Origin of the sequence: Sedimentimonas flavescens (genome assembly GCF_025154035.1) — a bacterium.
Lineage (GTDB): Bacteria > Pseudomonadota > Alphaproteobacteria > Rhodobacterales > Rhodobacteraceae > Rhodobacter > Rhodobacter flavescens.
Genome location: NZ_JAOALJ010000001.1, coordinates 445,590 through 468,804 on the forward strand (window position 1 = coordinate 445,590; position 23,215 = coordinate 468,804).

Below are 23,215 nucleotides of genomic sequence, written 5' to 3' on the forward strand. Positions count from 1 at the left end.
CCCCGGTTCCGTCAATAGGGGCTCTCGACCGGCCCCATGCCCACGTAGACGGCCTTCACCTGCGTGTAATGCTCAACTGCCGCTTTCGAGTTCTCGCGTCCGAGGCCCGAGGCCTTGACCGCCCCGAAAGGCATCTCGACCGGCGTCAGGTTGTAGGCGTTGATCCAGCAGGTGCCGGCCTCGAGCTGTGCGATCACACGATGCCCGCGCGACAGATCGGCGGTAAAGACGCCCGCCGCCAGGCCAAACTCGGTTCCATTGGCGCGCGCGATCACCTCGTCCTCGGTCTCGAAATCCAGAACCGACATGACCGGCCCAAAAATTTCCTCGCGCGCAATGGTCATGTCGTCGGTCACATCGGCGAAGACGGTGGGCTGCACGAAAAGCGGCCCCTCGTTGCCCGAGGCACCACCACTGATCAGCCGCGCGCCCTCGGCCTTGGCGGTCTCGATATAGCCCATGACCTTCTCGTGCTGCGCGGCCGAAATCAGCGGGCCGAACTGAGTTTCTTCGTCCAGCGGATCGCCCGCGACGATGGCCGCCGTGCGCTCGGCCAGACGCTTCAAGAAGGCCTCCTTGATGCCCTTCTGCACAAAGACCCGCGTGCCGTTCGAACAGATCTGCCCCGAGGAGTAGAAATTCCCCAGCATCGCCGCCCCGATCGCGCTTTCGATATCTGCGTCGTCGAACACGATCAGCGGCGATTTGCCGCCCAGTTCCATCGTCACATGCTTCATGCCAGCGGCGGCCGAGGCATAGACCTTTGCGCCCGTCGGCACCGATCCAGTCAGCGAGACCTTGGCAATCCGCGAATCGGTGGAGAGCGCCGCACCGACCGCGCCGCGCCCCTGAATCACGTTGAACACGCCCGCAGGCATCCCCGCCTCAACGAAGATCTGCGCCAGTTGCAGCGCCCCAAGCGGCGTCATTTCCGAGGGTTTGAACACCATCGTATTGCCCGTGGACAGCGCGGGAGCTGCCTTCCAGCAGGCGATCTGGCTGGGGTAATTCCACGCGCCGATCCCCACGCAAACGCCCAGAGGCTCGCGGATCGTATAGGCGAAATCGCCGCCCAGGGGGATCGTTTCACCGGTCAGCGTGGGCGCCAGACCCGCGAAAAACTCCAAACTATCGGCCCCCGAAGGCCAGTCGGCGCAGCGCGTCTCCTGGATCGGTTTACCGGTATCGAGCGTCTCAAGCCGCGCCAGTTCCTCGCCCCGTTCGCGGATGATATCGGCCGCGCGGCGCAGGATGCGGGCGCGCTCGACCGGCTTCATCGCGGCCCATTTGCGCTGCGCCGTGGCCGCGCCCGAGATCGCCGCATCGACCACCGCAGGCGTCGCCGCGTGCAGCCGCGCGATCACCTCGAGCGTGCCGGGATAGATCACCTCGATCACCTCGCCAGCAGTATCTTCCAGCCATTCGCCATTGACGAAATGGCTCGCTTTCGGTTGTGCCTTCATGCTTTTCCCTCCAGCTCGCGCTCCAAATATTCCGTAACGATTTTAAGTGCATAGCGCCGATCCGGCGCGCCTTCCGCCAGTGCCGCTCGGATATAGACCCCGTCGATCAGCGCGCCGAGGCCGCGCGCAACCGCCTCGGCCCGCGATCCCACCAGCGGGCGCAGCTCATGGCGCAGGTTCGAGCGCAGGCGGCGCTGATAGACATGCAGCAGACGCCGCGCCTCGGGCTGGGTCTGCGACAGAACGTAGAAGTTCAGCCAGGCCGAGATCACCTCGCGCCGGAAGCTACCCACGCCGAACGAGCCCGCCACGATGGCCCGCAGCCGTGCCTCGGGGCCGGTCGCGGTGGCCAGCGCCCCGCGCACCTCGGCGCCATAAAGCGTCAGGATCGAGCGCATGGCCGCCAGAAAGATCTGCTCCTTCGAGCCGAAGTAGTGATGCGCGAGCGCCGAGCTCATGCCCGCCCGCCGCGCGATCTGCGCAACCGTGACCTCAAGCGAGCCCGCCTCGCCCACTGTCTCGATCGTGGCTTTCACCAAGGCGGCCCGTCGAATAGGCTCAGCGCCAAGCTTCGGCATGGGTTTTGTAACCTTTCTGCAAAAAGTGCTTGCCTTTTCCGAGCTACAGGTAAGTTTATTGACTCGTCAATCAACAAAAAACGCCTGAACCACAACTGGGCTAACTAGGGAGACTGAAATGACCCTTCGTTCCATCCTGCTGGCGGGCGCCGCCAGCATCGCACTGACCTCGGCCGCGGGCGCCGCTGGCTGCGACAAGGTGACCTTCTCGGATGTGGGCTGGACCGACATCACCGCCACCACCGCCGTCACCACCACCGTCCTTCAGGCGCTTGGCTATGAGACCGACATCAAGGTGCTCTCGGTACCGGTGACCTATACCGCGCTTTCGACCGGCGACGTTGACGTGTTCCTTGGCAACTGGATGCCGACGATGGAGGCCGACATCGCCCCCTATCGCGACAACGGCACGGTCGAGACGGTGCGCACCAACCTTGTCGGCGCGAAATACACGCTGGCCACCAACGCTGCGGGCGCGGCCCTGGGCATCAAGGACTTCGCCGATATTGCCGCGAACAAGGACTCGCTCGATGGCAAGATCTACGGCATCGAGCCGGGCAATGACGGCAACCGCCTGATCATGGACATGATCGGCGCCGACGCTTTCGGCCTGACCGGCTTCGAGGTGATCGAAAGCTCGGAACAGGGGATGCTGGCGCAGGTCGAGCGCGCCGACAAGGCGGGCAAGCCGGTGATCTTCCTCGGCTGGGAACCGCATCCGATGAACGCCAATTTCGACATGACCTACTTGGCTGGCGGCGACGATTTCTTCGGCCCGAACTTCGGCGGCGCCGAGGTGGCGACGAACGTGCGCGCGGGCTATGTTGCCGAATGCGCAAACACCGGCAAGCTTCTGGAAAACCTTGAATTCTCGCTCGCGATGGAGAACGAGATCATGGGCGCGATCCTCAACGATGGCGAAGACCCGGCCGCGGCTGCCAAGACCTGGCTTGCGGCCCATCCCGAGGTGCTTGGCCCCTGGCTTGAGGGCGTAACCACCAAGGACGGCGGCGACGCGATGGCCGCCGTGACTGCGGCGCTGAAGTAACCCCGAAACAGGTGTGCGGCGCATCCCGCCGCGCACCTCCCACGCGTTCAAGGGAGAAACCGCGTGATGGAGTGGCTTACAGCCCACAAGATACCCGTCGGCAAGACCGCGAAGCTCGTTTTCGACTGGCTCAAGGACAATGCCGGTGGCTTTTTCGATACGCTCTCGGCCCTGATGCAGGGGCTGATCGACGCGATCCTCTGGGTCTTGCAGACCCCGCACCCCTTGGTGATCATCGCCGTTTTCGTCGGTTTTACATATGCGATGCAGCGCAGCTGGAAGACCGCCCTGCTGGTCCTGCTCGGGTTCATGTTCATCCTCAATCAGGGTTACTGGAAGAACACGACCGAGAGCCTCACGCTCGTGCTGTCCGCCTGCGTGGTGTGCATGGCCATCGGCGTGCCGATCGGCATTGCCGCGGCGCACCGCCCGCGTCTCTACTCATTCATGCAGCCGATCCTTGACCTGATGCAGACGCTGCCGACCTTTGTTTACCTGATCCCGGCCATCGTCTTCTTCGGCATCGGCATGGTTCCGGGCCTGATCGCCACGGTGATTTTCGTCCTGCCCGCTCCGATCCGCCTGACGCATCTGGGCGTCTCCTCAACCCCCCAGGCCCTGCTTGAGGCCGCCCGTGCCTTCGGCGGAACGCCCCGGCAGGTGCTTTGGAAGGTCGAACTGCCCTACGCCACCCCGCAGATCATGGCGGGGCTGAACCAGACGATCATGCTGTCGCTCTCGATGGTGGTTATCGCGGCGCTGGTCGGCGCGAACGGGCTTGGCGTGCCGGTCGTCCGGGCGCTGAACTCGGTCAACACCGCGCTTGGCTTCGAGTCGGGCTTCATCATTGTCGTCGTCGCGATCATCCTCGACCGGATGCTGCGCGTGGGAGGCCGCAAATGACCCAAACGACCGATCCCGGGCAGACCGCTGGCATCGCCGTCAAATTCGACAATGTTTCCATTGTCTTCGGCGACCATCCTGACCGCGCCCTGCCACTGATGGATCAGGGCCTGACCCGGTCCGAGATCCAGAAGGCCACCAGTCAGGTTCTGGGCGTGCATGACTGCTCGCTCGACGTGGCCGAGGGCGAGATCCTCGTGCTCATGGGCCTGTCCGGCTCGGGCAAATCCACGCTTCTGCGGGCGGTGAACGGGCTCAACCCGGTCTGCCGTGGTGCGGTGCATGTATGCGACGGCAATGCGCTGGTGGATGTGACCCATGCCGACCCGGCGACCCTGCGCCGCATCCGGCTGCATCGCGTGGCCATGGTCTTCCAGCAGTTCGGCCTGCTGCCCTGGCGCACCGTGCGCGAGAATGTCGGCCTTGGCCTTGAACTCGACGGCATGTCCAAGGCCGAGCGACGCGAACGCGTGGACACACAGCTTGAACTCGTCGGCCTGTCCAACTGGGCCGAACGCAAGGTGGGCGAGCTGTCGGGCGGGATGCAGCAGCGCGTGGGTCTGGCCCGCGCCTTCGCGACCGAGGCCCCGATCCTGTTGATGGACGAGCCCTTCTCGGCCCTCGACCCGCTGATCCGGGCCAAGTTGCAGGACGAGTTGCTGGAGTTGCAATCGACGCTCCGGCGCACGATCATCTTCGTCAGCCATGACCTCGACGAAGCCTTCAAACTGGGCAACCGGATTGCGTTGATGGAGGGCGGGCGCATCGTCCAGCTTGGCACCGCGCGCGAGATCATCGCCAACCCGGTCAACGATTATGTTGCTGATTTCGTTGCGCATATGAACCCGCTTGGGGTTCTGACCGCCGTGGATCTGGCCGAGGTCGGCCCCGCTGACGGCCCGGCGCTCGCGCTCGACACCCCGGTGAGGGACGTGATGGAGATGCTGCGCTCGGTCCCGGCCGTGGCTCTGAGCGATGGCCGCCGGATCACTCGCGAGGGTGTCATCGGGCGGCTGATCGACCCACGCGGCGGCATGGGTTCCTGATCGTCAGACCTTGGTCTGCGGAATCGCCGGGGTCACGCCCCGGCGTTTCGTTTTGGCCTCGCGCCATGTCACATAGCTGACCGCCCCGATGATCATGCCGCCGCCAAGCAGCACGTAGGGGTCGATATGCTCGCCAAACAGCAGCAGGCCCGCGGTCGAGCCGAAGACGAGTTGCAGGAAGGCCACCGGCTGCGTCACCGTCACCGGCGCGCAGGCGAAGGCGCGGGTCATGCAGTAATGCCCCGCCGTCGCGAAAACCGCCGTCAAGCCCAGCCAGAGCGTCTCGTTCAGGTTTATGGGTTGCCAGGCGACGATGGCGAAGGGCGCAAGGCAGAGCGTGATGCTCAGCGTCATCAGCGCCACGATGATGCTGGCGGGCGCATGGGCGCTGAGGTGCTTGGCGACCAGATAGGCCAGCCCGAAGAAGATCGCGGCGCCAAGCTGCGCGATATGTCCCGGTGCGACCTCGCGCAGGCCGGGGCGCAGGATGATCAGCGCGCCGATCAGCGCGACCGCGATGGCCGCCCCCCGACGCCAGGCAAAGCCCTCGCCCAGCAAAAGCGCGCCGCCAAGCGTCACGACGATCGGGTTGAGGTAACCGATGGCGGTGACATCGGCGATCGGGATGCGCGCCATGGCGTAAAACCACAGCAGCACCGCCAGCGCCTGCATCGCCCCGCGCAGGCCAAATAGCCCCCAGATCCGCGCCGAAAAGCGCATCTTGCGCAACTGCCAGATCGCCGGGGCCACGAACAAGATCCCCCAGAGGAACCGCACGAACGATGTCTGCGCGGCGGGCAGATCGGCGCCAAGATGGTGGACGATGACATTGACGCCGGTAAAGCTGAGCGTGGTGGCCAGCATCCACATCACGCCCAGCACGGGCCGATCTTGCGAGGTGGCATGTGCGTTCATCGCGCCAGATGATCCGATCCCGTAGCCCCCCGCAAGGCCCCGATTGTATGGGTTACAGCCCGCCCCAGATCAGCTTGGCCGCGACCGACCACAGGATCAGCGCCACGCAGGCCTCAAGCACACGCCAGGCCACGGGTCGCGCGAACATCGGGACCAGCAGCCGCGCGCCATAGGCCAGCGCCAGGAAGAACGAGAACGAGGCCGCCGATGCCCCCGCCCAGAACACCAGCCCCTGCCCCGGAAACTGCGCCGAGACCGCGCCGATCAGCACGACCGTATCCAGCCAGACATGCGGATTGGCCCAAGTAATGGCGGCCAGCGTCAGCATCACCGTGCGCAGGCTTTGCTTGCCGCCGTTCGTGGCCTCCAGCGCCTCGCCGCCGCGCCAGGCGGCCAGCGCCGCCCGCGCGCCATACCACAGCAGGAAGGCCACCCCGCCCCACCGCAGCGCCTCGGCCAGCCATGGGGCCGAGCGGGTCGCCACTGCAAAGCCCGACACCCCAAGCGCGATCAGCGCCGCATCCGAGGCCGCGCAGAACAGCGCGACCGGCAGCACATGCTCGCGCCGCAGGCCCTGTCGCAGGACAAAGGCATTCTGCGCCCCAATCGCGACGATCAATCCCAGGGTCAGCTTGAAGCCAGAAACGAAAACCATGTGGCACCTCCGGGCTTTTCCCTAGCCGGGGCGGCGATTTCATGCGACTTATTTTGCGTTATCTAAAATAAGGAAAACTTATGCTGGACTATGCCGCGCTTGAGGCCCTTGCCGCCGTGATCTCGACGGGTTCCTTCGAGGGCGCGGCGGGGCGGCTGCATGTCACGCAGCCCGCCATCTCGCAGCGCATCAAACAGCTTGAAGAGCGGATGGGCGCCGTGCTGATCGTGCGCGGCACGCCCTGCACCGGGACCGAGCTGGGCCTGCGCCTTGCCCGCCATGCCGAGGCCGTCGCGCTGATGGAGGCCGATCTGGCCCCGAACGACGCCGCGCCCACCGTCCGCATCGCCGTCAATGCCGACAGCCTGGCGACCTGGGTTCTGCAAGCGCTCGCCGAGGTGGAGGGGCAACTGTTCGATCTGGTGATCGACGATCAGGACCACTCGGCCGACTGGCTGCGGCGCGGAGAGGTGGTCGGTGCCGTCACCGCTTCGGCCACGGCGGTTCCGGGGTGTGATGTCGTCTCGCTCGGCGCGCTGCGCTATTTCGCGACGGCCTCGCCCGCCTTCGTCAAACGCCACTTCCCGCAGGGCATCACCGCGCAGGCGCTGGCCGAGGCGCCCGCCATCGTCTTCAATGAAAAAGACCGGCTGCAAAACGACTGGGCGCGGCGCGAAACCGGGCAATGCCCCGCCCTGCCCCAGCACCGCATCGCCTCCAGCGCGGGCTTTGTCGAGGCCTCGCTTCTGGGCATGGGATGGGGGATGAACCCTGAACAGATGGTGGGCCGCGCGATTACGGCGGGGCGGCTTGTGGCGCTGTCGCCCGAGCCGCTGGAGGTGCCGCTTTACTGGCAAAGCCTGCGGCGGCTGCGCGCGCCGCTGGCCCCATTGACCCGCGCGATCCGAAAGGCGGCCGCGCAGGTTCTGTTGCAAGTCTAGGGCTTACTTGCCCTTGCGCGCCTCGGCGGCGGCCTTCATGCGGGCCAGCAGCTCGGCCTTGGTCTCGGTCTTGCCGAAGGGGTTCTTCTCGGAGCCCTTGGCGTTGTGCTCAGAGTGGCGCGGGGTGTTTTTGCCCTGCTTGGCACTGCCGGATTTGCTGTAATCCATCGTCTCTCTCTTTCCGTTCGGGGCGTGACCCCATCAAAGGCAAGGGGCGCCCGAAGGCGCCCCGTCATTGGCTTTGCGCGGCCTTAAAGCTGCGCCGCGACATCCTCGGGGACGTCGAAATTATGGGTGACGTTCTGCACGTCGTCATCTTCTTCCAGCGCGTCGATCAGCTTCATCAGCTTTTGCGCGGTCTCCAGATCGACCTCGGTGGTGACCTGCGGCTTCCAGATCAGCTTGGACTCATTCGATTCGCCAAGCGCCTGTTCGAGCGCCTCGGAAACCTCGCTGAGGTTCTCGACCTGGCAATAGATCCAGTGGCCCTCTTCATCCGACTCGACATCGTCTGCGCCCGCTTCCAGAGCGGCCATCATCACCGTGTCCACATCGCCCGCCGAGGCCGGATACGAAATCTCGCCCACGCGGTCGAAGCCATGGCTGACCGAGCCGGTCTGGCCGAGGTTGCCGCCCGACTTGGTGAAGTAGCTGCGCACGTTCGAGGCGGTGCGGTTGAGGTTGTCGGTCATGCACTCGACGATGATCGCGATGCCGTTGGGGCCGTAACCCTCGTAGCGGATCTCGGTATAGTCCGCCGCGTCGCCCATCTGCGATTTCTTGATGGCGCGGTCGATCACGTCCTTGGGCATCGACTGCGACTTCGCGGCCTTCACCGCCAGACGCAGGCGCGGGTTCTTGTCGGGATCGGGGTCACCCATCTTCGCGGCGACGGTGATTTCCTTCGCCAGCTTCGAGAACATTTTCGAGCGGATAGCATCCTGCTTGCCCTTGCGGTGCTGGATGTTCGCCCATTTGGAATGGCCTGCCATGACCTTCTCCGTCGAAATACCTGTGAATTCCCGGCCTCTATAGTCCAGCCCGGGGTGTGCCTGCAAGCAGAGCGGCGATTATAGCGGCCAGATCAGCGGGATCATCAGGCAGGCCACGACGCCCGTGACGATATCGAGCGGAATTCCGAGCCGCAGGAAGTCCGAGAAGCGGTAGCCGCCGGGGCCGTAGACCATCATATGCGTCTGGTAGCCAATGGGCGTGGCAAAGGCGACCGAGGCCGCGAACATCACCGCCACCGCAAAGGGCCGCGGATCAAGCCCAAGCGCCAGCGCCAGCTTGATCGCGATAGGTGCGTAGATCACCGCCACCGCGTTGTTCGAGAGGAACTCAGTCAGGATCAGGCCAATGAAATAGACCGCAAATAGCGCCGTCATCGGATGCAGTTCTGCCAGGAACGGCGCCACGGCATCGACCAGCATCTTGACCGAGCCCGAGGCGTCCAGCGCCTCACCCACGACCAGCATCGAGAAGATCATCGCCAGAAGCCGCCCGTCGATGAAGCTGAAAGCCTCGTCGGCGTCGATGCAGCCGGTTACAAGGATCACCGCCACCGCCACCATCGCAAGCGACATGATCGGAGCAACGTTGAAAGCAGACAGCGCCACCACCGCCGTCAGCGCGCCAATGGCGATCGGCATATGCGAGCGGCGGAAGGCGCGCACCGTGGGCTTCGAGACGTCCACAAGGTCCATATCGGCGGCAAGACGCCCGATATCCTCGGGCGCGCCTTCCAGCAGCAGCGTGTCGCCCACGACAACGACCAGATCGTCAAGCTGGCGCCCGATGTTCTGGTTACGGCGGTGCGCGGCCAGAACATAGACCCCGTAGCGGCGGCGCAGGCGCAACTCGCCCAAGCTCCGCCCGATCATCCGGCAGCCGGGCGAGATCAGCACCTCGACCGTCTCGGTCTGCACCGAACTGAGCTTGTCCACCAGCCGCAGGTCGGTGTTTTGCTGCATCGAGAGAAGCTCGCTCATCTCGGTGCGCAGCACGACGCGGTCGCCCGCCTGCAAGACCGCATTGGCCAGATCGCGCCGCAGCGAGGCATCGCCGCGCAGCACGTCCACCACGCGCACACCCTCTCGCTTGAACACATCGACCGTCAGCACCGGCGTGCCGATCAGGCCCGAGTTCTCGGGGATCGCGACCTCGGTGAAGTATTTCATCTTGGGGCGCTGGCCGAGCATGAAGGACATCGAGTGCCGCTCGGGCACCAGTTTCTTGGCGAAAAGCGCCATGAAGATCGATCCTGCCAACGCCACGACCAGACCAAGGGGCATGATCTCGAAGATCGAGAAGGGTGCCAGCCCGTCCTTGCGCGCGACACCATCGACAAGGATGTTGGTCGAGGTGCCGATCAGCGTCAGCATCCCGCCCATGACAGTGAAGTAGCTCAGCGGCATCAGAAAGCGCGAGGGCGAAGAACCCAGCTTGCGCGCCACCTGGATGAAGACCGGGATCATCACCGCCACGACGGGCGTGTTGTTCATCACGCCCGAGGCGAACATGGTGAGCGCGAACAGCATCACCACCGTCACCACCGGCCGGGCCGAGATATGCGCCTCGGCATAGCGGGTCATGGCATCCAGCGCGCCCGTGCGCACCAGCGCGCCCATGATCAGGAACATGAAGGCAATCGTCCAGGGCGCCGAATTCGACAGCATCCCCACCGCGTCGTCATAGGGCACCAGCCCCAGCACCAGCATCGTCGCGGCACCGCCCATCGCCACGACCTCGGGCGGAAACCTCTCTCGCAGGAACATAAGGAACATGCCCATAACGATGACCAGCGCGGCGATGGCGGTGCCAGTCTCGGAAAACGGGAGTTCGATCATGATACCTCGTCCAGCAGGTTGCTCGGGCCGATATTAGCTGCTCGCTGCGCCCGCACAAGCGCGCTGTCGTGGAAGGCGACGCTCAGACCGGCGCGCACGGGGGCAAGCGCCCGCCCACACGCACCGTCTGGCAGCGCGTAGCCCGGCCAGTGCGGTCGTCGGTCTCGACATAGAACCCGCTCAGGCTGGCCTCGCCATTCGCCGGCGTGAACCGCTCCTTCGCCATGCCGGTGATGAAGCGGCGCATGGGTTCTGCCTTCTCCATGCCGATAACGGAATGATAATCGCCGCACATGCCCGCATCGGTCAGATAGGCCGTGCCACCCGGCAACACCATCGCATCGGCGGTCGGCACATGCGTATGCGTACCCACCACGACCGAGGCCCGCCCGTCGCACCAATGCCCCATGGCCATCTTCTCGCTCGTGGCCTCGCAATGCACATCCAGCAAGATCGCCTGCGCCAGCCCACCCAGCGGGTGCGCCCGCAGCACCGCATCCACCGCCGAGAACGGATCGTCGAAGGGCCGCTTCATGAAGACCTGCCCCAGCACCTGCGCCACCAGCACCTTGCGCCCGCGCCGGTCCTCGAACAGCCGCGCCCCGCGCCCCGGCGCCTCTTTGGCGTAATTCAGCGGCCGGATGATCCGCGGCTCGCCCTCGATGGCGCGCATCATGTCCTTCTGATCGAAAGCATGATCGCCCAGCGTCAGCACATCGGCCCCCGCATCCAGCAGAATCTTCGCATGGTCCCCCGTCAGGCCCATACCGCCCGAGGCGTTCTCGCCGTTCACCACGACGAAATCGAGACCCCATTCCGCGCGCAGTTTCGGCAAGCGCTCGACCACCGCCGCACGCCCCGCACGCCCCATCACATCGCCAAGAAAGAGTATTTTCATGGCCCATTCCCTAGCCCCGGTGCCCCGAAAGCGCAAACCCTTTCCCTTTCGGCTTTGCGCAAATATCCCGCGGGGGTCCGGGGGCGCGAAGCCCCCGGCGAACGGCCAGCCTCAGGGCGCGGGCGCCAGAATACCGGCCTCGGTCACGATCAGATCGAGCGGCTGGTCAGTCGGCTCGATCGGCACCTCGGGTAGTTCCTGCGCCGCATAGGCATAGCCAATGGCGATCACCGGCCCCGAAGCGCGCAGCATCTCTAGCGTGCGGTCATAGAACCCACCGCCGTAGCCCAGACGATAGCCGCGCTGATCGAAGGCCAGCATCGGCACGATCAGGATGCGCGGCACGATCGGCTCGGCCGCCTCGGGGATCAGCGCGCCGAACTCGCCCGCGACCATGGCGCAGCCGGGCGTCCAGCGATGGAACACCAAGGGCCGCCCCGGCCCCTGAATGACCGGCACACCGACCGGGCCGGTATGGCGGGCCATGACGGGCAGCGGGTCGATCTCGGTGCGGATCGGCATATAGCCTGCAAGTGGCGCGGAACCGCAGCCCGCGAGAACCTCGGCCAGGATTTCGGGCGCATGGCCCGGACCTTCGGCATGGGCGGCCTTGCGCGCGGCGAAGGCGGCGCGGCGCGCCTCGGCTTTCTGCTCGGTCAGGCTCACAGCAGCATCACTCCTGCAAGACCGAGGAAGGCGAAAAAGCCCACCACATCGGTCACGGTGGTCACGAAAGTCCCCGAGGCCAGCGCCGGGTCGGCGCCCAGTTTCTCAAGCGTCAGAGGCACCAATATCCCCGCCACGGCGGCGACAAAGAGGTTGATCACCATGGCCGCGCCGATCACCAGCCCCAGACTGGCCGTATCGAACCACACCCAGGCGACAAGCCCCATCACCAGGGCGAATGCGAGACCATTGAGCAGACCCACAATGGCCTCGCGTCGCACGACACGCCAGACGTTGCTTTCGGTCAGGTTCTTCGTGGCCAGTGCGCGCACCGCCACGGTCAGCGTCTGCGTGCCCGCATTGCCGCCCATCGAGGCCACGATGGGCATCAGCACCGCCAGCGCAACCAGCCGCTCAATCGTGCCCTCGAACACCGCGATCACGCCCGAGGCAAGGATCGCCGTCAGCAGGTTCACGAACAGCCACGGCAGGCGCTGGCGCACCGTCTCGATCACGGTATCCGAGATCGCACTCTCATCGCCCACACCGGCCAGACGCAGGATGTCTTCCTCGTGCTCTTCGTCCAGAACGGCCATGGCGTCGTCGATGGTGATCACGCCCACAAGGCGGTCATCGTCATCCACGACCGGCGCCGAGATCAGGTGATACTGGTTGAAGGCATAGGCAACGTCGCCCTCTTCCTGCCAGGCCGAGATGGTGCGGAAGCTGTCCTCGGTGATGTCCTTCAGCGCGAGCGCACGCTTGGAGGCAAGCAACTTTCCCAGTGTGACATAGCCAATCGGATGATGGCCCGGATCGACAAGGATGACGTGATAGAACTGGTCGGGCAGGTCTTCCTCGCGGCGCAGGAAGTCGATGGTCTCGCCCACGGTCCAGAATTCGGGCGCGGTCACGACCTCACGCTGCATCAGACGGCCGGCCGAATATTCCGGGTAGGTCAGCGACTGCTCGACCGCGGCACGGTCGGTTTCATCCAGAACCTTGAGGATCTCTTCCTGCTGCGGCTCTTCGAGGTCCTCGATCAGGTCGACGACGTCATCCGAATCAAGCTCGCGGACCGCCTCGGCCAGAACGTCCTTGGGCAGCGCCTCGATGACCTCTTCGCGGATCGACTCGTCGATCTCGGTCAGGATCTCACCGTCCATCTCGCGCCCGTAAAGACGCACGATGGCGCGGCGCTCGGCCCCGCCGACCTGTTCGAGAAGGTCGGCGATGTCGGCGGCGTGCAGGGGCTCCATAAGCGCGGTGAGGCGGTCGGCATCGCCCGCCTCGGCAGCTTCGAGGATCAAGTCGACCAGATCGCCATCCAGACGATAGTCTTCCTCTTCGCGTTCGTGCTCTTCGGCCCGTTCTTCCGCCATGCCACCCCCTGCAATTTGCGCGCACCATAACGGAGGCGCAGCGCGGGCAACAGGGGGAGGCGCGGAAAAACCCGCCGCGCGCAGGCGATTGCCGCGCCCCGCGCGAACCCCTAGCATGGCCCTTAAAACGGAGGCGCGCATGACCGAACTGCTACTGGGACAGGTGATCCATTTCTCGGGTGATCCGCTGCTGGAGGGCCCCGAGGCCGCGCATCACATCGCGCAGGGCGGCGTCGTGGTCGCCGATGGCCGGATCGTGGCGTTGGGCGAGGCTGCCGCGATGCGCGCGGCCTATCCGCAGGCGCAGGTGCATGACTATGGCGCCGGGCTGATCTCGGCCGGGTTCATCGACGCCCATGTACATTACCCGCAGACCGCGATTATCGCGAGTTGGGGCAAGCGGCTGATCGACTGGCTCAACGCCTATACCTTCCCCGAAGAGATGCGCTTTGGCGATCCCGCCTATGCCGCGCAGGTGGCCGACACCTACCTTAACCTCGCGTTGGATCACGGCACGACCTCGATGTGCAGCTATTGCACCATCCATCCCGAAAGCGTGGACGCCTTTTTCACCGCCGCCGAAGCCCGCGGGATGCGTGCCTTCGCGGGCAAGACCTGCATGGACCGCAACGCCCCCGAAGGGCTGCAAGACACCCCCGCCCGCGCCTATGATCAGTCAAAGGCGCTGCTGGAGCACTGGCACAACCGCGCGCGCCTGTCCTACGTTATCACGCCGCGTTTCTCCCCCACGTCAACGCCCGCGCAGCTTGAAGCGCTCGGCGCGCTCTGGGCCGAGCATCCCGACTGCCTGATGCAGACCCATCTGAGCGAACAGGTGGACGAGATCGCCTGGCTCAAGGGCCTCTTCCCCGAGGCGCGCGATTACCTCGACACTTACGAGGCGTTCGGTCTGCTGGGTCCGAACGGGCTTTACGGCCACGCGATCCACCTGGAACCGCGCGAGATCGACCGGCTGACCGAGGTGGGGGCGGCGCTGGTGCATTGCCCGACCTCGAACACCTTCATCGGATCGGGGCTCTTTGACATGGCCCACCTTGCGCCGCGCCTGCGGGTGGGGTTGGCCACCGATACCGGGGGCGGGTCGAACTTCTCGATGCTGCGCACCATGGCCGCCGCCTATGAGATCGCGCAGCTGCGCCACAACCCGCTGCACCCCGCGCAGCTGTGGTGGCTGGCGACCGGGGCCTCGGCCAATGCGCTGCGGGTGGGCGACCGGATCGGCAATATCGCACCGGGGATGGAGGCCGACCTGATCGTGCTCGACCTCGCCTCAACCTCGGTGATCGCGCAACGCAGCGCCCGCGCCGATAGCTTCTGGGAGGCGCTTTTCCCCACGATCATGATGGGCGACGACCGTGCCATTACGGCCGTATATGTTGCCGGAAAGCTGAGGACTGGTCATAGACCATCAACCCATTGAAATCTTGTTATCTTTCCATTTTCTCGATTGATGTTGGACGTCAGATGACGACGGCTGACATGTCATCGCATCAGTCCAATGTGCTACCATCCGTGCTACCACGCATTGCAAATAGCCACGGCACATAATATATTCCGAGCTGCATCCAGAGTGGTACGCGAGCAAGCGCGTACCCACCAACCCGGCCTCGCAGGGTGGTTCGCCAAACGGCAGATGCGGCGGCGAGAAGCCGCAAGACGGAGGCTATCCCCATGACCAACGATGCCTATTCCAGGCAGCAAGCCCGGGCCGAGTTGCGCGCGATTTTCAAGGAACTGCGCTCACTTCGGAAAGAACATGCCTTGAAGACCCGAACCTCTGGCGGCGCGGCCTCTGTCAGCCTGCCCAAACGGCGTCGCTGCGTCACGTTCACCGGCAAGGGACGGATGTGATGAAGAGCACCGCAAAGATCACATTCAGCAGCAAGGGTGCAATGGAGAGGCTGAAGGCAAAAGCAACGCCCTACATCGCCTGGGACGCGGGCTACGGGCGTGGCTTCGGAAGCCTAGGCGTTCGGGTCGCCACTTCCGGCGATGCCACCATCTTGGTGTATTATCGGGTCGGTGAAGGCCGGAAAGCCAAGCAATCAAAGAAGGTCCTGCACAGAAGCCTTCGCGCGTGGCTCGCCAAAAGTGGCAATATAGACGAGTTACGCCAGGAAGCCCGAAATTTCGTTGCCGCCGCGCAGAAGTCCGGATTGACGACGACCGAACAGCAAGAAGCCAAGGAAGCAGCAGCCGAGGTCGAGCAGGCCGCGCGGGATGCCCGGGCAGAAGCGGAGAAGACCATCACTCAGTTGGGCAAGGAATACCTGGCCAGACGGACGAAGACGAAACCCTACAAGGGGCGAGAAGCCAGGCAAGCGGAACTTGCCGTCGAACGAGCGGCCAAGGTGTGGGGCGACAAGCCGCTCGCTGCCCTGACGACGAGCGATGCAGAAGACCTGATGGTCTACATTCGTGAAAACCATGGCCCTCAGGCTGCCAACAAGGCGCGTGGGTTACTTCAACCGATGTTGAAGCACGCCCGCCGGTCGATGAAGTCGGTGGACGCGACGATCTTCGCCGAGATGGAGATCAACAAGAAGGATTTCGCGGCTCAGCCAAGGACGACGGTGATGAATGCCGAGGAACGTGACCGGTTCTTCAGGGCGCTCAAATCCGTCGAGGCATCCAGGGGAGCGGCGACTGGGCGCCACCGTGAGGCTGTCAAAGACAAGATTGACGCGCTGCGCCTCATCTATCTTACCGCAGCACGAAAGGGGGAGTGGTTGAAGGCTCGCTGGGGACACCTCCGCCTCGACCCTACGGTCCGCGAGTGGGATCGCCCTGATGAGAACCGCAAGAACGGAGCACATACGATGAAACTGCCAACCGCCACTCTCCCGATCCTGGAGCGCATCCATGAAAGGCACAGAGCGGAAGGCCGCCCCGTTGGCAACGATGACCTCGTCTTCGGCACCTTCAGCGAGACGACGCTTCGAGATGCCTTCCTGCAAGTGAAGAAGGTTGCCAGGATCACGAGCGACCTCTGCATCCACGATCTTCGTGCGAGCCGGGTAACCGAATGGGCGACAGGCGAGCCTGCCTTACCGCCGAGCGAGATCGCCCACATGATCGGAAGCAGCGATGTGGCGACGCTCATTCGACACTACGCACGGGACGGCGCGACCGAGGAGCAGAAACTCGCCAGGGTCGATCGCCCGGGTGACGCAGAGATGCTCTAACTGCCCGGTCGCAGGATCATCCTCTCTACAGGCGCCACCGAACGAGCCGCCAGACGCTCGATCCCGCTGCATGCTGGTGTTCTCCTCCTAACGAACAGACGGGAACACCATCAAACAGGGCGCCTTTGCGGGCCGACCAGCACTCAGTTGAGGGGCACTGAGCAAATCGCTCAGCTCTATCAAGCTTCAACCCGCATCGAGATCCCGTTTGAACGTGTGGCGCTTTGCCTCCAGGCAATCGCGGGGCTCAACCATCGCCTGCATGGATTTAAGTGATTGATCAATATGCTTGTGCACCCCTGCGAGGCTCATAAGATCGGGATTGGAATACAAGCGCGCGATGGGAAAGCGAAATGCAAAGCTTTGAAATCTTCAGCAAGAAATGGGAGCTCGACGGCCAGAACGAAGGGACCCACGTCAGCCTGACATTTACGGATGCATGGGATATTCGCATTGATCAATGCGATACAGGCGCATCGGTCGAGCGTACCTACGGCGACTGGGACTATGAACAATGGCTTGTTGTGCCGCGGGCGCAGGCCGCGACACTGATGCGTGTACTCTTTCAGTATGCTTTCAATCAGCACGAACCCCTGGGCTTCCAACACCTGGCCACGCTCCTTGAGCGGGAGGGCGTGACCGTCGAACGGGGAAGCTGGGTCTAGCCCAAAACGGTAACACCTCCGAGTTGGATATTCTTGTGGAGATACAAGCCTTCATGCGGCGTAGAGCGCCCCCCAAGACATGGGGGCTCTGAGCAGAGGCGCATTACAATCTGCACAAATCGAAACCATAGATCAGCACTCTAGCGAATGAACAGGTTATCGCGATGCCAGGAAAGTCGCTCTCTGTGCCCCTCGCTCAAGGGGATCGGCTCTCTCCAAGCAAGAGCGCGACGAGCCATTTCTCCGAGCGTCGATGAAAACATCGGATGGCCATCGTCGCCGAAACTCACGAGCCCACGGTCAAAGGCGGCATCCCAGAGCGCGGACAGAAGTAATCCGTTGTGCACATCCAGCCGCTCCTCATCGCTGGTGCAGTCCGCCCATGGTCTAATGTGCGATGCTCTAAGGAGCGCACCGTCAGTGATACCGGTCAGTGGGCACTCGCCTTGCCAGTAATCAACGAGACGCTCGCGAAAGACCTCCTGCCCTACCCTTTGGATAACGAGACGTTCTGCCTCAGTCGTGTTCGGAAGGTTTATCGTACGGTGGAGATAATCCTGCAACGGCGCATCAGGCAGACTGTTTGCCAGCTGATAGAGGCGTGGCATTACGGCATAGAGCTGAGCTAGTGTAGCGAAGGAATAGCGCGCTAAGCCTGGCCCCTCGATAGCCACGCTGGGGATGCCGAGCTCTTTGATCACGCCCCCATGGTCGATGGCGAGAAGCCAAAGGTCGTCAGCATCGCGCGCGAGCCAGATCGAGCCTTGCGCCGTCGTTGAACTGTAGTGCTTCCAGCCATTACACTCGTCGTGACGCCGGCGGAAGCCATTTTGGAACGCGACCTTGTCGCATTCCTGGCGCGTGATGAAAGATTGGGGGTTCTCGAGCGTCATTGGAATATCCGCATCTCGCGAAACGGGAGGTCCAATTGCTTCTCGACCCTGCTGACGACCTTGAAAATCCGATGAAAGTCCAGGTGATCAAATCCCCCTTGGTAACGATCGAGATAGCTTTCGCTACGTGGGGACAGACCCGTTCTCTTGGCCACTAGATAAGCCACTGTCTCGGCTTCAACCTCCCGCAGCGCCAGGGCCTCGGGCCGATTGAACTTTACACCACGCTTCTCATCGCCGCCGCAGTGACCGAGGAAGATGTGCGCCAGTTCGTGCGCCAGCGTGACGAGTTGCGATGCCGGTGGGTGGTTTCGGTTCACACCGACCTCAAAGCGTTCCAGCCGTTGCTTCTCTCCGTGGTTGGTCAGGCGGCGTGCATGTCCCGCTGTATAGTCCCCACGATCAAGCCACACGATGTGGATATCTACTTCGCGAAGCCTCTGCTCTACCAAGGACAGCCAGCGCTCGGGCACATCACCCGATGTGGGGAATGAGAGTGCGGCGTCGGGTAGTGGCTCGCCCTCAGTGTCGAGAATATCGTAGAAGAACTCGACCGGTCCAAAGTTCCGCAGGACGACAAGTGGGCGCGCGTGGGCCTTAGGCCATCGAAGGAAGCGATCCAGCCAGTCCTTTGGTCGAGCCGCAAAACTCAAGCCTGGCTTCTGGATGTGCAACAGCATGGCGTTGAATGGTGCGATGTGCCGCATCCGGGCCGTGAACTCTAGGAGCTCCTTGACGCCCTTTGCCGTGTCGTAGAGCCGCGTGTCCGCGATCAACTGGTCGACGAGTGCTCGATTGCGTTCCTCTTCCGCTTCGTCTGCAGCCTCAAACAAGTCCCTCTTAACCGTGGCGAGTGGTTTGGAGAATGCGCGGCCAAGCGCCAAAATATCCTCATCCGGTATAATGTCCGCACGGTCCATCAATGGGCGGACGAGGCGAGTTCCGGGCGTAGAGGGCTCCGGTAGCTCGTGGGTGTACATTTGCTCTTTTAGATGGACTCGGAACCAACGCTTTGCTTCGACAATGTCGACATCACGTCCATGAACGCGCACCACGCTGCGAAGCCCTTGGCTGAACGAATGCAGGGCGCCCTCAAACGACATATTGTCAGGATCACAGAACCTGATCTCGGCGGCCCGCAGGCGTTCTCGGAGCGTCCAGTACCTTTCATCGTCTACATGGGGCACGGCGTTACATCCCCATCGCCGTGAATTCGCCGTTGGCTTCCATCCGGTCCCAGGCTTCCAGGACGAGGCGGCGGGTGCGGTATTCGCCGTGTTGGCGGATTTCCTTTTCCTTGAGGACGCGGAAGGTTTCCGAGGGGTAGTCGGGGCCCTTCACGTCGGCGGGGTCGAGGATGTAGCGCAGCTCGTCGCGGGTCAGGCCGTAAGCGCGGGCGTAGAAGGCGTCGAGATCGGCGCGGAGGTGCGCGCGGCGGTCCTCGTCCCAGGCGAAGGGCGGGCCGTCATGGCCCAGATCGCGGGCGAAGGGGGCCAGGCTGTACGAGGTGTAGGTGAGTTCCAGCACCTTCGGGGTGATGAAGGCGAGACGGGGTTCAGTGTAGAAGTCGGGGTGCAGGACAGGAAACTGCTTTACATAGTGGAAAGCCAAGTCCGTGCCGCCAAGTTTCAATCGAGCAACATAGTCGATTACGAGCGAATTGAGCGAACCGAGAAGCGCTGCATCTTTCACCGGCGGCTGATCGGTCAGCAATGCTGGGAGCTTGCCGCTCAAGCCAATTTGAGGCAGAGCGCACGAAATGATGGTTCTTTCATCACCGGTTCGAGCGATGCTCCTAAAAACAATCCAGTAAGCCTTGCCTTCTGCCTTAGAGCGCTTCTCAGCTACTGCTGATTCCGGAACCCAATACCAAGGAAGTATTTCAGAGCTATCGCAGTTGCTTCCAACTTTTTCAAAGCGAGGCCATGGCGAGTTTGAGGGACGCTCTTCAAGAGTCCTGGCATCACCAAAACGATGATCAAACTGATGAACCATTTTTGCCTCGTATAGAGGCACATAAAATTCATCTCTCCTGGTCCAATTCATCCCGACCAGAGAAAACCCTTCATCATCTAGCTGCGATTTGGTGCGAAACAGCTCGGAATCGTTCGACATATGGAACATCGCGACAAACGATGCACCCCAAGGGTTTCCGTCCTTCCCCATACTTTCTTCAATTAAGACTGCTGCGTTAGAATAAATTTTCGCAGTCATCTCAGCGTCAGCCCGAGACCGAAATACAGGTGCCGTTCTGGTATTGGGATTGATTGAGGCTATCTCATTTTGGGACAGAGAGAAATTTCGCCTGGCGTCAGATATTTCCGCTGTTGCATCCAACGAAAAAGAGAACCTTGGCTTCGCGTAGCTTTCACCCATCGTTAGCAAGCAGAATGACTTGCGATCATCTGTTGCAAGGAAATGGGCGCGAACCTCTTTGAAGCTGAACAAGGAAACAAGACGCTCGTTCTCGATCAGAGCCTGAAAGAAGACTTTGGTAGTGTCGTCAGTTGCGATCCCCGTTGGAACGATAACGCCCGCGCGACGGTTCGCCAACTTTAGGAAAAGTTCAGCGAAGAGCGCGTATGTGTTCACATCACCCCGCCCAGTTAGCGCAAAGCGTCCGCCATCAACGCTTGGCACGCGGACGAATTCACTTGAAGCTTCAGCCTCGCGTTTGGCGTTTGAAAAGGCGGCGAAAAGATCAGCTTCTTGGCTCCCGGCCGGGGCACTACCCAGAGCTTTGATCAACTTGTCTCGTGCAGACTTGTTTGATGCCTTTGCGATTTCGGGCGAGCGGGACGCAAAGAACTCCTGCTCCTGCAGCTTGATCCGCTCCCACGGCGGGTTGCCCAGCACCACGTCGAACCCGCCGCGCTGCATCACATCGGGAAACTCCAGCGGCCAATGCAGGGCGCGGGCGTTGCGGGCGGCCTTGGGCGCCTCGATCATCGCCTGGCGCATCTTGCCCTGATTGAGGGCCATCCACAATTCCTCGGTCGTCGGCACGGTGCGGGCCGATGCCCCCGCCGGTGCGCCGCCCACCTTGGGCAGCAGGAAAGCGGCCACATAAAGGTCCGCCGCCGCCTTGGCGCGGACAAAGGTCTGCCCCTTGCGCAGTTCCTTGAACCGCTTGGCCTTGGCGCCGATCTGCTCGACCGTATCCTCGGGCAGGTCGCGGAAGCCCGAGAAATCCAGCGCCAGCGGTTTCATCGCGGGCATCGACGCCTGACCGGTGCCGAAGTCGAACCCGCCTTGGCCCGCCGTCGCATCGCGATTGGCCTTGAGGTAGTATTTCGCGGTTTCCTTGTCGTCGCCGGTCAGCGGCTTGTAGGCGGCATCGGGAATGCCGTCCTGCAGCACCTGCAGGTCGAACACGCCGAGCAGCGCATCGCCGCAGCGGATCTGCGCGTCGAAGAAGCCGAGGGGAAGGCCGGGGTCCACCGTCTCGATCCAGAGCGCGACCTTGGTCAGCTCCACCGCCATCGGGTTGCGGTCCACCCCGTGGATGCAGCAGCGCGCGACATCGCGCAGGGCATGGCGGAAGTCGGCGAGAGAGGGCGTGCCCTCGGCCCGGATGCGCGCGAGCCGCGTGGCGATGCGGCGGGCGGCGGCCAGCAGGAAATGACCCGAGCCGCAGGCGGGGTCGATGACCGAGAGTTTCAGCAGCGCCTTGGCGGGATCGTCCGCCTCGGCCTCGGTCTTGTCGAGCACGGGGTCGAGCGCGGTGTCGAGCAGCGCCTGAACGAGGCTGTCGGGCGTGTAGTAGGAACCGGTGGTCTTGCGCTGGTTGCCCTTCTGCTCGGCCGCCTCTGACGCGAAGACGAGCGTCTTGCCGTCGTCGCCCAGCTGGGGCTGCAGTTCGAGGAGGGATTCGTAGACGGAGCCCAGTTCCTCGGTCTCCATCGCGCGCCAGTTGACGGGGACCATGCCGGTCTTGTCGGCAAGCCAGGAGAGGCGATAGAGCGCCTCCATGAAGGCGCGGTTGCGCAAGCGGGCGGTTTCGAGGTGGGGCAACCTGTCTTCGGCGAATAGACCGCCAAGCGCCGGCAGCGCAAGGGCGGGCTGGCCATGCGTGAGGGCGCGGAAGACGATCTTTACCCCCTCGTAGCGGTCATGGTGCTTGTCCCAGGTGGCGGCGCGGTAACATTGCTTGCGCAGCGACTGGAGCGAATAGCCCTGGGCGTAGAGGGCGCGGGCCTCGGGCTTGGCCTTCGTTGGATGCAGAAGGTTCCTGTCTTCGGCCACCATGAGGAAGATCAGGCGGTAGACGAGGCGCAGAAGTTCGTTGAACCACGTTGTGAGGTTTTCCTCCCCGGATTTCAACTTGGCGGCCAGATCGGGGTTGGCCTCCAGAAATCCTGAGCCCAGGACCGTGAGCGCGATCTGAACTTGCCCCGCCAGTCGATCGCGTGCCGCCTCCCCTTCTTTCGATCCGGCGTCCCGCCAGCGTTCCAGGGCACAATCCGTTGCCGAAGCGCCCGCGAGACCAAAGCGCGTTCGGTGCAGCAGGAGCCACAGAACGCCAAAGGAGGCGATGTCTTCGTTCACGAATATCTGGGCGAGATCAGCCTCGATATAGGCCGGCCGGGTCAGAGAGGCGTTGTCCCGCATGAGGCGAAGCTGGGCACCATTGGTGACGATACCCCAAAGCGCCTCATCCTTGTCATTGAGATAGTCCTGAAGCGCAAACGCCGGTGAACGAGACCGATCTATTGACAGGGTAGGACTACGTCGATCCAGCGCCTCGCTTGGCGGAACTACGACGACGGGAACGCGATCACTCGCGATCAAGGTGACAGGAGCATCTGCAGAGCCAAGATCGTCATAGCCAAAGGCTTCCTTGAGAAAGCCCGCGACAAACCTGCGCGTTGCATCTTGTGAAGGATGTTCAAGCTTTGCGAACGCGTCGAAGTGGGACTGCGCCACGCGAAATGCGGTCGCGATCTCCTCCCGGATCGTGAGACCCTTGCGGACGGCATAATCCTCTGGTGCCTGTTCGGGAGCGGTTCGCTGATCGATCTTTGCGATCATCGCGGGCGCGATCAGGTTCCCTTCGAGGCTGACCGACGGCCACGCGGACATATCCGTAATCGGTTTGCGGGCCATG

Annotated in this window: 21 protein-coding genes and 1 riboswitch; of the genes, 8 read left to right on the forward strand and 13 right to left on the reverse strand. The window is 63.1% G+C overall.

Going from position 1 to position 23,215, the window contains the following annotated elements; genetic code table 11:
* Positions 1–11: 11 nt before the first annotated feature.
* Positions 12–1,463: a betaine-aldehyde dehydrogenase gene (gene betB / locus N3C64_RS02155; protein ID WP_260011357.1), complete on the reverse strand. Its 1,452-nt coding sequence runs from the start codon at positions 1,461–1,463 to the stop codon at positions 12–14.
* Positions 1,460–2,041 (reverse strand): transcriptional regulator BetI, encoded by a 582-nt coding sequence (gene betI / locus N3C64_RS02160; RefSeq protein WP_233674922.1) that lies wholly within the window; start codon positions 2,039–2,041, stop codon positions 1,460–1,462. The genes betB and betI overlap by 4 nt, the downstream gene beginning before the upstream one ends.
* 118 nt (positions 2,042–2,159) lie before the next feature.
* Between betI and choX the strand changes: the two genes are divergently transcribed.
* The 3 genes from choX (at position 2,160) to choV (ending at position 5,038) form a co-directional block, all read left to right on the forward strand.
* On the forward strand, positions 2,160–3,089 hold the full coding sequence (choX, locus tag N3C64_RS02165; protein ID WP_218629354.1) for a choline ABC transporter substrate-binding protein: 930 nt from the start codon (positions 2,160–2,162) through the stop codon (positions 3,087–3,089).
* Positions 3,090–3,155: 66 nt separating this feature from the next.
* The gene (choW, locus tag N3C64_RS02170) at positions 3,156–3,992 is read left to right on the forward strand and encodes a choline ABC transporter permease subunit (protein WP_218629355.1); all 837 of its coding nucleotides are present in this window, start codon (positions 3,156–3,158) and stop codon (positions 3,990–3,992) included.
* On the forward strand, positions 3,989–5,038 hold the full coding sequence (choV, locus tag N3C64_RS02175) for a choline ABC transporter ATP-binding protein (RefSeq protein WP_260011360.1): 1,050 nt from the start codon (positions 3,989–3,991) through the stop codon (positions 5,036–5,038). The genes choW and choV overlap by 4 nt, the downstream gene beginning before the upstream one ends.
* Before the next feature lie 3 nt (positions 5,039–5,041).
* Here choV and N3C64_RS02180 read toward each other — a convergent pair whose 3' ends face one another.
* Together N3C64_RS02180 and N3C64_RS02185 are read right to left on the reverse strand one after the other, a co-directional pair.
* Entirely contained in the window at positions 5,042–5,953 is a 912-nt protein-coding gene (locus N3C64_RS02180; RefSeq protein WP_260011363.1) for a DMT family transporter, read from the reverse strand.
* Positions 5,954–6,005: 52 nt separating this feature from the next.
* Positions 6,006–6,608 (reverse strand): LysE/ArgO family amino acid transporter, encoded by a 603-nt coding sequence (locus tag N3C64_RS02185; RefSeq protein WP_260011365.1) that lies wholly within the window; start codon positions 6,606–6,608, stop codon positions 6,006–6,008.
* A gap of 80 nt (positions 6,609–6,688) precedes the next feature.
* Between N3C64_RS02185 and N3C64_RS02190 the strand changes: the two genes are divergently transcribed.
* Complete coding sequence (locus N3C64_RS02190) at positions 6,689–7,549, forward strand: LysR family transcriptional regulator ArgP (protein ID WP_260011368.1); 861 nt, start codon at positions 6,689–6,691, stop codon at positions 7,547–7,549.
* A 3-nt stretch (positions 7,550–7,552) separates the two neighbouring features.
* Here the strand turns inward: N3C64_RS02190 and N3C64_RS02195 are convergent, their stop codons facing one another.
* The 6 genes from N3C64_RS02195 to mgtE all read right to left on the reverse strand — a co-directional run bounded on the left by N3C64_RS02195 (position 7,553) and on the right by mgtE (position 13,344).
* Entirely contained in the window at positions 7,553–7,717 is a 165-nt protein-coding gene (locus N3C64_RS02195; protein WP_260011370.1) for a hypothetical protein, read from the reverse strand.
* A gap of 83 nt (positions 7,718–7,800) precedes the next feature.
* Complete coding sequence (locus tag N3C64_RS02200) at positions 7,801–8,541, reverse strand: YebC/PmpR family DNA-binding transcriptional regulator (protein ID WP_260011372.1); 741 nt, start codon at positions 8,539–8,541, stop codon at positions 7,801–7,803.
* Positions 8,542–8,619: 78 nt separating this feature from the next.
* Positions 8,620–10,398: an SLC13 family permease gene (locus N3C64_RS02205; protein ID WP_260011374.1), complete on the reverse strand. Its 1,779-nt coding sequence runs from the start codon at positions 10,396–10,398 to the stop codon at positions 8,620–8,622.
* A gap of 82 nt (positions 10,399–10,480) precedes the next feature.
* Positions 10,481–11,296 carry a TIGR00282 family metallophosphoesterase gene (locus tag N3C64_RS02210; protein WP_218629363.1) on the reverse strand — a complete coding sequence of 272 codons (816 nt, stop codon included), beginning with the start codon at positions 11,294–11,296 and terminating at the stop codon, positions 10,481–10,483.
* Positions 11,297–11,407: 111 nt separating this feature from the next.
* The gene (locus tag N3C64_RS02215; RefSeq protein WP_260011377.1) at positions 11,408–11,962 is read right to left on the reverse strand and encodes a 5-formyltetrahydrofolate cyclo-ligase; all 555 of its coding nucleotides are present in this window, start codon (positions 11,960–11,962) and stop codon (positions 11,408–11,410) included.
* The gene (gene mgtE / locus N3C64_RS02220) at positions 11,959–13,344 is read right to left on the reverse strand and encodes a magnesium transporter (protein WP_260011378.1); all 1,386 of its coding nucleotides are present in this window, start codon (positions 13,342–13,344) and stop codon (positions 11,959–11,961) included. Before mgtE ends, N3C64_RS02215 begins: the two co-directional genes overlap by 4 nt.
* Positions 13,345–13,483: 139 nt before the next feature.
* On the opposite strand from mgtE, the gene guaD reads away from it, so the two are divergent.
* From guaD to N3C64_RS02240, 4 genes are all read left to right on the forward strand, one after another.
* The gene (gene guaD / locus N3C64_RS02225; RefSeq protein ID WP_260011381.1) at positions 13,484–14,785 is read left to right on the forward strand and encodes a guanine deaminase; all 1,302 of its coding nucleotides are present in this window, start codon (positions 13,484–13,486) and stop codon (positions 14,783–14,785) included.
* Between the two features lie 136 nt (positions 14,786–14,921).
* A riboswitch (SAM-I-IV-variant riboswitch) is annotated at positions 14,922–15,034 on the forward strand.
* A 2-nt stretch (positions 15,035–15,036) separates the two neighbouring features.
* Positions 15,037–15,216, forward strand: coding sequence for a hypothetical protein (locus N3C64_RS02230; RefSeq protein WP_260011385.1), 180 nt, complete (start codon positions 15,037–15,039; stop codon positions 15,214–15,216).
* Positions 15,216–16,550 carry a site-specific integrase gene (locus tag N3C64_RS02235; RefSeq protein ID WP_260011388.1) on the forward strand — a complete coding sequence of 445 codons (1,335 nt, stop codon included), beginning with the start codon at positions 15,216–15,218 and terminating at the stop codon, positions 16,548–16,550. Before N3C64_RS02230 ends, N3C64_RS02235 begins: the two co-directional genes overlap by 1 nt.
* A 353-nt stretch (positions 16,551–16,903) precedes the next feature.
* Positions 16,904–17,215, forward strand: a complete 312-nt coding sequence (locus N3C64_RS02240; RefSeq protein ID WP_260011391.1) for a hypothetical protein — start codon at positions 16,904–16,906, stop codon at positions 17,213–17,215.
* Between the two features lie 140 nt (positions 17,216–17,355).
* Here the strand turns inward: N3C64_RS02240 and N3C64_RS02245 are convergent, their stop codons facing one another.
* The 3 genes from N3C64_RS02245 to N3C64_RS02255 are packed head-to-tail and all read right to left on the reverse strand — an operon-like array spanning position 17,356 to position 23,214.
* On the reverse strand, positions 17,356–18,108 hold the full coding sequence (locus N3C64_RS02245; protein WP_260011394.1) for an HNH endonuclease: 753 nt from the start codon (positions 18,106–18,108) through the stop codon (positions 17,356–17,358).
* Positions 18,105–19,295 carry an ImmA/IrrE family metallo-endopeptidase gene (locus N3C64_RS02250; RefSeq protein ID WP_260011396.1) on the reverse strand — a complete coding sequence of 397 codons (1,191 nt, stop codon included), beginning with the start codon at positions 19,293–19,295 and terminating at the stop codon, positions 18,105–18,107. The genes N3C64_RS02245 and N3C64_RS02250 overlap by 4 nt, the downstream gene beginning before the upstream one ends.
* Positions 19,296–19,299: 4 nt before the next feature.
* Entirely contained in the window at positions 19,300–23,214 is a 3,915-nt protein-coding gene (locus tag N3C64_RS02255) for an Eco57I restriction-modification methylase domain-containing protein (RefSeq protein WP_260011399.1), read from the reverse strand.
* Position 23,215: the final 1 nt, after the last annotated feature.